Annotated in this window: 1 protein-coding gene; it reads left to right on the forward strand. The window is 69.7% G+C overall.

The window, feature by feature from the left end; all coding sequences use genetic code 11:
* Positions 1–5: 5 nt before the first annotated feature.
* The coding region (locus FHS38_RS34780; protein WP_184740599.1) for an NAD-dependent malic enzyme at positions 6–1,349 on the forward strand (1,344 nt) is incomplete at its 3' end.

Consider the following 1,349-nt stretch of genomic DNA (forward strand, 5'->3'; position numbering starts at 1 on the left):
CGGCCATGGCAACGGCGCCTAGCGTCTCGTACTCGATGACGGTTCGGCTGGAGGTTCCCGCGAGCGGGACCGCGGTCAGCCAGCTCACCACGGCCGTGGAGTCCTCGGGCGGGTCGGTGACCGGCCTCGATGTCACCGCTTCCGGGCACGAGAAGCTGCGGATCGACGTCACCGTCGCCGCGACCTCCACCGCGCACGCCGACGAGATCGTGGAGAAGCTCCGCGGCATCGAAGGGGTCTCGCTCGGCAAGGTCTCCGACCGTACGTTCCTGATGCACCTCGGCGGCAAGATCGAGATGGCGTCCAAGCACCCCATTCGCAACCGCGACGACCTCTCCATGATCTACACCCCGGGCGTGGCCCGGGTGTGCATGGCCATCGCGGAGAACCCCGAGGACGCCCGCCGCCTGACCATCAAGCGCAACTCCGTCGCCGTGGTCACCGACGGCTCGGCCGTGCTCGGCCTGGGCAACATCGGCCCCAAGGCCGCCCTGCCCGTCATGGAGGGCAAGGCCGCCCTCTTCAAGCGCTTCGCCGGCATCGACGCCTGGCCGATCTGCCTGGACACCCAGGACTCCGACGAGATCGTCGCCATCGTGAAGGCCATCGCCCCCGGCTTCGCGGGCATCAACCTCGAGGACATCTCCGCCCCCCGCTGCTTCGAGATCGAGGCCCGCCTGCGCGAGGCCCTCGACATCCCCGTCTTCCACGACGACCAGCACGGCACCGCCATCGTCGTCCTCGCCTCCCTCACCAACGCGCTGCGCGTGGTCGGCAAGAACATCGGCGACGTACGGGTCGTCATGTCCGGTGCGGGCGCGGCCGGTACGGCCATCCTGAAGCTGCTGATCGCGGCCGGCGTCAAGCACGCCGTCGTCGCCGACATCCACGGCGTCGTCCACGCCGCCCGCGAGGACCTGGTCGCCGCGAGCCCCGGCTCCGCGCTGCGCTGGATCGCGGACAACACCAACCCCGAGGGTGTCACCGGCACGCTGAAGGAGGCTGTGCGCGGCGCGGACGTCTTCATCGGTGTCTCGGCCCCGAACGTGCTGAACGGCGAGGACGTGGCGGCGATGGCGGAGGGTGCCATCGTCTTCGCGCTCGCCAATCCCGACCCGGAGGTCGAGCCCGGCATCGCCCGCCAGACCGCCGCGGTGGTCGCCACGGGCCGTTCGGACTTCCCCAACCAGATCAACAACGTGCTGGTCTTCCCGGGCGTCTTCCGCGGTCTGCTGGACGCTCAGTCCCGCACGGTCAACACGGACATGATGCTCGCCGCCGCCAGCGCCCTCGCGAACGTCGTCACCGAGGACGAGCTCAACGCGAACTACATCATCCCGAGCGTCTTC

It is taken from the genome of Streptomyces netropsis, from assembly GCF_014203545.1.
GTDB classification, from domain to species: domain Bacteria; phylum Actinomycetota; class Actinomycetes; order Streptomycetales; family Streptomycetaceae; genus Streptomyces; species Streptomyces netropsis.